Raw genomic sequence first — 8,379 nt, forward strand, 5'->3', positions numbered from 1 at the left:
TGTAACGACCCCCGGCCGGGCCCCATTCCGGCGCACGGGTGCACCGGGTCACAGGTCAACGCGGCATGAACCGGACAACAGGCACCGTCGGGATCGGGTCGACCGACCGTCCCGGCGTCACACCGGCCCCTGCGGTGGTGATCCACTCGGTATCCCTGACATCGGGGCATCCTCACCCCGGGCACACCCCGACATCACCGACACCGAGTCGATCACTTCAGGAGGCGACATCCGGCCGGCCTCGACACGACCGGCGATACCTCACAGGTATATATATGCCTCACAGGTATCACCCCCATGACAGCGACCGCCTCCCGGTGCGGCCTGACCATCCCAGCGCAGGTGTCAGGACGGACGGGGACCACCGACGAAGCACGGAGCTGCCGCGCCCGCGCGTACGCCAGGCGGGTAGTGCGGGGACGAACCGGCGACCACCGACGGGGTGGGGCCCGCCGTACCCGGCGCAGGGATCAAGCCTGACCGCCCGGAGCCGGGCACGGCGGGCCCCACCCCACCCCCACGGACCCGGCACACAAACCGCCACCGCACCCACTCAGCAGCGCCCAATAAAAGTGCGGGTCCGGCCCGGCTGGAAAGGCGTGAGCGACACGAAGCATCAGCCGGCGTTACCCTGACACCATGCAGGCCGTCTCCCCCACCACGACCGGCGTGGCCTTCCTGGCCCGCCCGGGTCGCCCCGCCGTGGTGGCGCGCACGCTCGTCGAGCTGCGCGGCCCGACCCGGGGTGTGGTGGAACTGCCGGTACGCCTGATGTGGAACGCCGAGCGCACCTTCGACCTCGGCGACCCGGACCAGCTCCTCTGGATGTACGAGAACGTGCTGCGCGAGACCACCCGCGCCGAGGACCTGCGCGTCCTGATCCACGGGCGGACACTGCGGCGGGTGTGGCGGCTGCTCAACCTGCCCCGGGGCGTACGCCAGGCGTGGGAGAGCCGGCACCGCGGCCTGCGCGCGGCGTGACCTCTTCACACCTGCACGACTTCTACCGCGAGGTGGCCCGGGTGGCGTTGGCCGCGGCCGGGCCGTACCGGTTCGTGCTGGGCGGGGGTGTGGCCTGGGCGGCGCACGGCCTGGTGGCCCGCCCCACGGAGGACGTGGACCTCTTCGCCGACGTGGAGGGCGCCGCCGCGGCGGCCTCGGCCGGGGTGCGCGCGGCGTTGGAGCGCGCCGGGTACGTGGTCACCGACGCCGACCCGGACAGTGATCTCGCCGACCTGTTCGACGGGTACGGCCGGGACATGAAGGACTTCGTGGTGAGCCGCGACGGGCGGCAGATCCGGCTCAGTCTGGCCCGGCTCGACCGTCAGCAGAGCCCGGTGGTGATGGACCTCGGCCCGGTGATGGACGTTCGCGACCTGGTCGCCAACAAGATCGCGGCGTTGGTCAACCGGCGGGAGGTCCGTGACTTCATCGACGTTGCGGCGGCCCTGGAGCACTACGACGTGACCGAGCTGCTGGTGCTGGCCCGGCAGGTCGACCCGGCGTTGGATCCGGCGGACGTGCGGGCCGCCGGGCGTTACCTGGACCGGCTGTCCGACCAGCGTTTCGGGCGCTACGGCCTGAATCCCGGCGACGTCAGGCGCGTCCGGCAACGCTTCGCCGCCTGGCCGCGCTGACGCCGACACGGCAACCACGCCCCGGCCGGGAACGAGCCGGCCGGCCGGAGAAACGAGCCGTACCGCCGGGTGGCCACCGGTGCGGCGACCACCCGGCGGCGGGTCACTTGGTCGGCCGGCCGCCGGTGACGCCCAGGATCTCGCCCGTGACGTAGCTGGACTCCTGCGAGGCGAAGAAGACGTACGCCGGGGCCAGCTCCGCCGGCTGGCCGGGGCGACCCTCCGGGGTGTCGGTGCCGAACTGCTCCACCTTCTCCTTCGGCATCGTGGCCGGGATCAGCGGCGTCCAGACCGGGCCGGGCGCCACCGCGTTGACGCGGATGCCCTTCTCGGCCAGGTCGGCGGCGAGGGCCTTGGTGAAGTTGGCGATCCCCGCCTTGGTGGTGGCGTAGTCCAGCAACTGCGGCGACGGGTCGAACGCCTGGATCGACGCCGTGTTGATGATCGCCGCGCCTTCGCCCAGGTGTGGGATGGCGGCCTTGCAGAGCCAGAACATCGCGTAGAGGTTGGTCTTGAGCACGCGGTCGAACTGCTCGGTGCTGATCCCCAGGATGCCCTTGTCCTGCGACATCTGGTACGCCGCGTTGTTGACCAGGATGTCGATGCCGCCCAGGTCGCGCACCGCCCGGTCGACCAGTTCCTGGCAGTGCGCCTCGTCGGTGATGTCGCCGCGTACCGCGATGCCCCGCCGACCGGCGTCCTCCACCAGGCGGATGGTCTCGCGGGCGTCGGCGTCCTCCTCCTCGCCGAGGTACGAGATGAGCACGTCGGCGCCCTCGCGAGCGAACGCGATCGCGACGGCCCGACCGATCCCCGAGTCACCGCCGGTGATGAGCGCCCGCCTGCCGTCGAGCTTTCCGCTGCCCCGGTACGACTCCTCGCCGTGGTCCGGCTTCGGCGTCATGTCACCGGTCGACCCGGGAGGTGACTGCTGCTGGCCGGGCTGGCCGGACTGCTGGCCGTACTGGCTGGTCGGGTCCTGCTGGGTGTGCTGGTCCTCACTCACCGACATCTCCTCGCGCAGCGCGGGTTTCGTCCCGCGAATATCGTCCCTGTCGGCCCTACCCCACGCCGCCGGGAGGAAACCGCAGGGAACGGCGGGGCTGGCGTGGCGGCGGTGACTCTTGCTGGTTATGGTGCGCGAGGCGCCCACGAGGCGCGTCCACCCCCATGGAAAGGCACGTCATGACCTCTCCCTCCGGCCCGTCGCGTCGCCAGGTGCTCGCCGCCGCGGCCGCGGCGGCGACCGCCCCGCTGATCGCCGCCGCGCCCGCGCAGGCGGCCGGCGCGGCCCGGTCACGCACCTGGGACCTCACCCTCCTGGGCACGTCGGACACCCACGGCAACGTCTACAACTGGGACTACTACCGCGACGCCGAGTACGACGACAGCAAGCACAACGACATCGGCGTGGCGAAGCTGGCCACCCTCATCAACCAGATCCGGCGGGAGCGGCGCGGCAAGGCGACGCTGGTGCTGGACGCCGGCGACACCATCCAGGGCACGCCGCTCGCCACGTACTACGCCAAGCAGGAGCCGATCACGGCCACCGGGGAGAAGCACCCGATGGCCCGGGCCATGAACGTCATCGACTACGACGCGGTGACGCTGGGCAACCACGAATTCAACTACGGGCTGCCGCTGCTGGACCTGTGGATCCGCCAGCTCGGCTTCCCGGCGCTCGCCGCGAACGCGGTCAACGCGAAGACCGGCAAGCCGGCCTTCCTGCCGTACGTCATCAAGAAGGTCTCTCTCGGTTTCGCCGCACCGACCCTGCGGGTCGGCATCCTCGGCCTGACCAACCCCGGCGTGGCGATCTGGGACAAGGGCAACGTCGAGGGCAAGCTGCGGTTCGACGACATGATCGCCACGGCGGCGAAGTACGTGCCGATCATGCGGGCCCGGGGCGCGGACATCGTCCTGATCTCCGCGCACGGCGGCGACAGCGGCACCTCCAGCTACGGCCCGGAGCTGCCCAACGAGAACCCCACGGCGCTGATCGCCCAGCAGGTGCCGGGGATCGACGCGATCCTCTTCGGTCACGCGCACAACGAGGTGGTCGAGAAGTTCGTCACCAACGAGCAGACCGGTGCGCAGGTGCTGCTCTCCGAGCCGTCGAAGTGGGGTCAGCGGCTCACCCGGATGGACTTCACCCTCGCCCGCGAGCACGGCCGGTGGACGATCACCAAGAAGGCCGCCACCATGCTGAACACCAACACGGTGGTGGAGGACCCGAAGGTGCTCGCCGCGGTACGGGCCCAGCACCAGAAGACCGTGGCGTACGTCAACCAGGTCGTGGCACAGGCCACGGTCGAGATGTCCACCGTCGAGTCGCGGTACAAGGACACCCCGATCCTGGACTTCATCAACCACGTTCAGGCCGAGGCGGTCACCACTGCGCTGGCCGGCACGCCGTACGCCAGCCTGCCGGTGCTGTCGCAGGCGTCGCCGTTCAGCCGCACGGCGGTCTTCCCGGCCGGTGACGTGAAGATCCGCGACGTCGCCGGGCTGTACGTCTTCGACAACACCCTCGAGGCGGTCGTGCTCAGCGGCGCCGAGGTGCGCGCGTACCTGGAGTACTCGGCGAAGTACTTCCGGACGTTCGCGCCGGGCGCCCCGGTCGACCCGGAGCAGATCAGCGACCCGGCGGTGCCGGACTACAACTACGATGCGATCTCCGGCCTGGACTACGACATCGACATCTCCAAGCCGGTGGGCCAGCGGATCACCCGGCTGGTGCTGTCCGGCACGGACACGCCGGTGCCGGACGAGGCGCAGTTCGTCATGGCGGTGAACAACTACCGGCGCAGCGGTGGCGGCAACTTCCCCGGCATCGTGAAGACCCAGGTCTACAACGCGCAGCAGGAGATCCGCCAACTGCTCATCGACTGGGCGCAGGCCAGGGGCACGATCGACCCGGCCGACTTCTTCCAGCCCAACTGGCGGCTGGTACGCGAGGGCGTGCCGGTCTTCTGACCGGCGGGTTCGTTTCGCGGCGGGCCGCGGGTGGCGACACCCGCGGCCCGTTTCGCGTTCTCAGCCGGCGTGGCGCAGGTTCCAGTGGACCGGGTCGTCCAACGGGTCGGGCTGGTCACGCCGTGCTTCGCTCTCGGTCAGCTCGACCCGCTCGTCGGGGCGAACGGCGGGCGGCAACTCCCCGAACCGGATGTGGCGCAGGAACTCGTACTCGTCATCGGTGAACGGCTGATCGGCCATGGGCACCCCCTGCTTCCCCCCGTGATTGTCCGGCGATCTGGGCGCTCGGCGCCACCGGTCCGGTCGACGCGATTCGGTCCGACGTTCGGGTGACGGGGTCACAACCCGTAAGGCATCCTAGGATCCTGGGTGAACGACGAGGGCCTGCAGGTCACGGCGAGGTCGGGGCGGCCTGGCGACGAGGGCTCGGCAGTCGCTCCAGCACCGCGAGCGCCGCGCGGATCGGCCGGCGTCGCATCATCTCGTCGAAGCTCGCCCGGCCCTGGCAGAACTGGACGAACATCCGCCAGCCCTGCGGGGTCGCCAGCAGGGCGTGGAACACCTCCGGGCGGCGAACGAACAGGTCGAGCAGCCGGAACCCCGCCCGCATCGACGGCACCAGCCGCTCGGCCACGGCCCTCTCGTACCCGCCCAGGTCACCGTCGGCGACCGCCTTTCCGGCCAGCTCGCCGGAGCGCAGCGCGTAGCTGATGCCCTCCCGGCTCCACGGCTCCAGCAGCCCGGCCGCGTCCCCCACGACCAGCACCCGGCCATTCCGTAACGGCGAATCCTCGTCACGGCAGCGGGTCAGGTGACCCGAGTCGTGCTCCGCGGGCAGCCCGGTCAGACCCAACCGGTCGACGAACCGCCGCAGGTACTCCCTGGTCCCCTCCCCCGCGCCCCGGCCCGCGATCACACCGACCGTCAACCTGTCGCCCTTTGGGAAGACCCACCCGTACGAACCCGGCATCGCACCCCAGTCCAGCAGCAGCCGCCCCCGCCAGCGTTCCTGCTCGTCGGGCGGCACCGGCACCTCCAGCTCCAACCCCAGGTCCACCTGCCTGTACCGGACCCCCACGTGCCGTGCGGTCACCCCGGACGAGCCGTCCGCACCGACCACCGTACGAGCCGCGATCGTCGTACCGTCGGCCAGCCGCAGACGTACCCCCTCGGGCTCCTGCTCGATCGCGCGGACCGCGACGCGCTCCCGCAGCTGCGCGCCCGCGGCGACCGCCGCCGCGCGGAGCCGGTCGTCGAACTCCTCGCGGCGCACCATGGTCAGCACCGGACTGTCGTGCCGGCGGGTGAACTCCCGGCGGCCGTCGCGGGTGAACGTCACCCGGTCCACCCGGTCGTTGGCGGGCACCTCGATCCGGTCCCGCACGGCCGCCAACGAGGTGCCGATCAGGCCACCGCCGCAGGTCTTGTACCGCGGATGCGCGGCGCGCTCGACGACGAGGGTGCGGAGGCCGGCGCGGGCGGCGACGTGTGCCGCGGAGAGCCCGGCGGGGCCGGCGCCGACGACGACGAGATCCCAGACGATCACCGGTGCAGCCTATGGCACCCCCGCTCGCCGACCCCGCCGTGGCACGTGCCGCGCACCGCACCGACCCCCGATCGGGTGGGCATCTTCGGTCAATCAGGGGGTAACCGACGCGGCGCAACCGTCTGCAGAGGCGGACGAGCGAAGGAGGAGATCATGCAGCAGGTGCAACTGTCGGAGGTCGAGCAACGGGTGTACCAGGCGGTGACCGCCCTTGAGGCGCGCGGCCAGGTGCCCTACCCGGACCTGATCGCCGAGGAGTCCGGGCTGACCCCGGAGCAGATGGACAACCCACTGCATCTGCTCACCGAGAAGGGCCTGCTGCACCGCGAGGATTCGCCGATGGCCGGGCTCGACTTCGGTCCACGGTTCTGCGCCCGCCAGATGGCGTGACGCGGGGCACCACCCGCGACGGTTCCCGCCCCGCTGACCGGGGTAGCGGTGAGCAATGCATGATCGACGGTCGACGGGGGTCCCGGTGAGCGCGGCCCAGACGCCGCAGCCCATCGACGCGGCGGGGAATCGGCGACGCTGGCAGGCCGTCGGAGTCGGACTCGTCGCCGCCTTCATGACGCTGCTCGACGTGAGCATCGTCAACGTCGCGGTGCCGTCCATCGACCGCGCGCTGCACGCCTCCCCGAGTGACCTGCAGTGGGTCCTCTCGGGGTACGCGCTCACCTTCGGCCTGGTGCTCGTGCCGGCCGGCCGCTTCGGTGACGCCCGCGGGCGACGCAACGCGTTCGTCTTCGGCATCGCGCTGTTCACCGCGACCAGCGCACTCGCCGGCCTGGCCACCTCCCCGACGTGGCTGGTCGCCGCCCGACTGTTGCAGGGCGCCGCCGCGGGAATCGTGAACCCCCAGGTGATCGGGCTGATCCAGGAGCTGTTCCGAGGGCCGGAACGGGCCCGCCCCTTCGGGATCCTCGGCGCCACCATCGGCATCTCCACCGCCGTCGGGCCACTGCTCGGCGGCCTGCTCATCGCCATCGGTGGCGAGGAACACGGATGGCGGTGGGTCTTCTTCGTCAACGTCCCGGTCGGCATCCTCGCGGCGATCCTCGGCTGGCGGCTGCTGCCCGGTCGCCCCGAAGGCCAGCCGACCCGACGCCGGCTCGACCCCGTCGGCGTGCTGCTGCTCGGCGTCGGCGTGGTGCTGATCCTGCTGCCACTGGTGCAGGAGCAGCAGTGGCGCACCCCGTGGAAGTGGGCACTCATACCGGCCGGTCTCGCCGTGCTGGTCGCCTTCGGGCTCTGGGAGCGGTGGTACGCCCGGCACCAGGAACCGCTGTTCGACCTGCGCCTGTTCAGCTTCCAGTCGTACACCCTGGGGTCGCTGATCGCGCTGGTCTACTTCGGCGGCTTCACCGCGATCTTCTTCATCTTCACGCTGTTCCTGCAGAACGGCCTCGGCTACAGCGCGCTCGTCGCCGGCCTGGCCATCACCCCGTTCGCCCTGGGCTCAGCCGCGGCCGCCGTGCTGGGCGGGAGGATCGTCAACCGCTTCGGCCGGCCACTGGTGGCCATCGGCCTGCTGGCCGTGGTGATCGGGCTGGCCGGAACGGTGGTCGCGCTGCGCCTCGCTCCGGACGCCCCGGCGCCCTGGGTCACCGCCGGCCCACTGCTCGTCGCCGGCCTCGGCAGCGGCCTGGTGATCGCTCCCAACCAGACGCTCACCCTCGCCCAGGTGCCGGTCCCCCAGGCCGGCAGCGGCGCCGGCATGCTCCAGACCGGTCAGCGGATCGGTTCCGCGGCCGGCATCGCCGCCGTCGGTTCGATGTTCTTCTCCTCGCTGGCCGACAGCCGGGGCAACTGGACCAAAGCCTTCGAACAGTCACTCACGCTGGCCGCCGGGATCATCGCGCTCGCCCTGATCGCCGCGCTGATCGACATCCTGCGTACTCGCGGCCACGCGCAGGACTGACAACCCCAGGGGTACGCGAGCCGCGTGCAGACATGCCGCTGGCCGGCACCCGTGTCGGGTGCCGGCCAGCGGTCAGGTTGCTCTCTGTGGGTCAGCTGTTCCAGTGCTGGGCGACCAGGTCGGTGGCCTGCTGCTCCCACTGGGCGTAGGCGTCCGGGTACGCCGACACCTGCACGGTCTGCGCGGCGTCGGTCAGTGGCATGTCCTGCCACCCGTCAACCTGCTTCAAACCCTTCAGGAACGCGGTGGTCGAGTAGTCGGGGTCGGTGATCTGCTCCGGAGTACCCCAACCCGAGCTCGGT

At 71.2% G+C, this 8,379-nt stretch carries 8 protein-coding genes and 1 pseudogene; 5 read left to right on the forward strand and 4 right to left on the reverse strand.

Translation table 11 applies throughout. The features are described 5' to 3' along the window. Positions 1-639 precede the first annotated feature (639 nt). Together ACTWLT_RS31375 and ACTWLT_RS31380 are read left to right on the forward strand one after the other, a co-directional pair. Positions 640-981, forward strand: coding sequence for a hypothetical protein (locus ACTWLT_RS31375; protein ID WP_252415762.1), 342 nt, complete (start codon positions 640-642; stop codon positions 979-981). Then, entirely contained in the window at positions 978-1,637 is a 660-nt protein-coding gene (locus tag ACTWLT_RS31380; protein WP_308209384.1) for a nucleotidyl transferase AbiEii/AbiGii toxin family protein, read from the forward strand. The genes ACTWLT_RS31375 and ACTWLT_RS31380 overlap by 4 nt, the downstream gene beginning before the upstream one ends. A 103-nt stretch (positions 1,638-1,740) precedes the next feature. On the opposite strand, the gene ACTWLT_RS31385 is transcribed toward ACTWLT_RS31380, so the two are convergent. Beyond that, positions 1,741-2,643 carry an SDR family oxidoreductase gene (locus ACTWLT_RS31385; protein ID WP_445321472.1) on the reverse strand — a complete coding sequence of 301 codons (903 nt, stop codon included), beginning with the start codon at positions 2,641-2,643 and terminating at the stop codon, positions 1,741-1,743. 179 nt (positions 2,644-2,822) lie between these two features. Here ACTWLT_RS31385 and ACTWLT_RS31390 point away from each other — a divergent pair, with 179 nt between their 5' ends. After that, complete coding sequence (locus tag ACTWLT_RS31390; RefSeq protein ID WP_445321473.1) at positions 2,823-4,613, forward strand: bifunctional metallophosphatase/5'-nucleotidase; 1,791 nt, start codon at positions 2,823-2,825, stop codon at positions 4,611-4,613. Between the two features lie 60 nt (positions 4,614-4,673). On the opposite strand, the gene ACTWLT_RS31395 is transcribed toward ACTWLT_RS31390, so the two are convergent. Together ACTWLT_RS31395 and ACTWLT_RS31400 are read right to left on the reverse strand one after the other, a co-directional pair. Then, positions 4,674-4,853 carry a hypothetical protein gene (locus ACTWLT_RS31395; protein WP_445321474.1) on the reverse strand — a complete coding sequence of 60 codons (180 nt, stop codon included), beginning with the start codon at positions 4,851-4,853 and terminating at the stop codon, positions 4,674-4,676. Between the two features lie 151 nt (positions 4,854-5,004). Continuing rightward, positions 5,005-6,159: a geranylgeranyl reductase family protein gene (locus ACTWLT_RS31400; RefSeq protein WP_445321475.1), complete on the reverse strand. Its 1,155-nt coding sequence runs from the start codon at positions 6,157-6,159 to the stop codon at positions 5,005-5,007. Between the two features lie 153 nt (positions 6,160-6,312). On the opposite strand from ACTWLT_RS31400, the gene ACTWLT_RS31405 reads away from it, so the two are divergent. Both ACTWLT_RS31405 and ACTWLT_RS31410 read left to right on the forward strand, forming a co-directional pair. Then, positions 6,313-6,549 carry a hypothetical protein gene (locus tag ACTWLT_RS31405; RefSeq protein WP_252415699.1) on the forward strand — a complete coding sequence of 79 codons (237 nt, stop codon included), beginning with the start codon at positions 6,313-6,315 and terminating at the stop codon, positions 6,547-6,549. A 55-nt stretch (positions 6,550-6,604) separates the two neighbouring features. Further along, on the forward strand, positions 6,605-8,077 hold the full coding sequence (locus ACTWLT_RS31410) for an MFS transporter (protein ID WP_445321476.1): 1,473 nt from the start codon (positions 6,605-6,607) through the stop codon (positions 8,075-8,077). Positions 8,078-8,168: 91 nt separating this feature from the next. Here ACTWLT_RS31410 and ACTWLT_RS31415 read toward each other — a convergent pair. Beyond that, positions 8,169-8,379, reverse strand: a pseudogene (locus tag ACTWLT_RS31415) (hypothetical protein); the annotation flags it as partial.

The sequence above is a fragment of the Micromonospora yongxingensis genome (assembly GCF_052601155.1).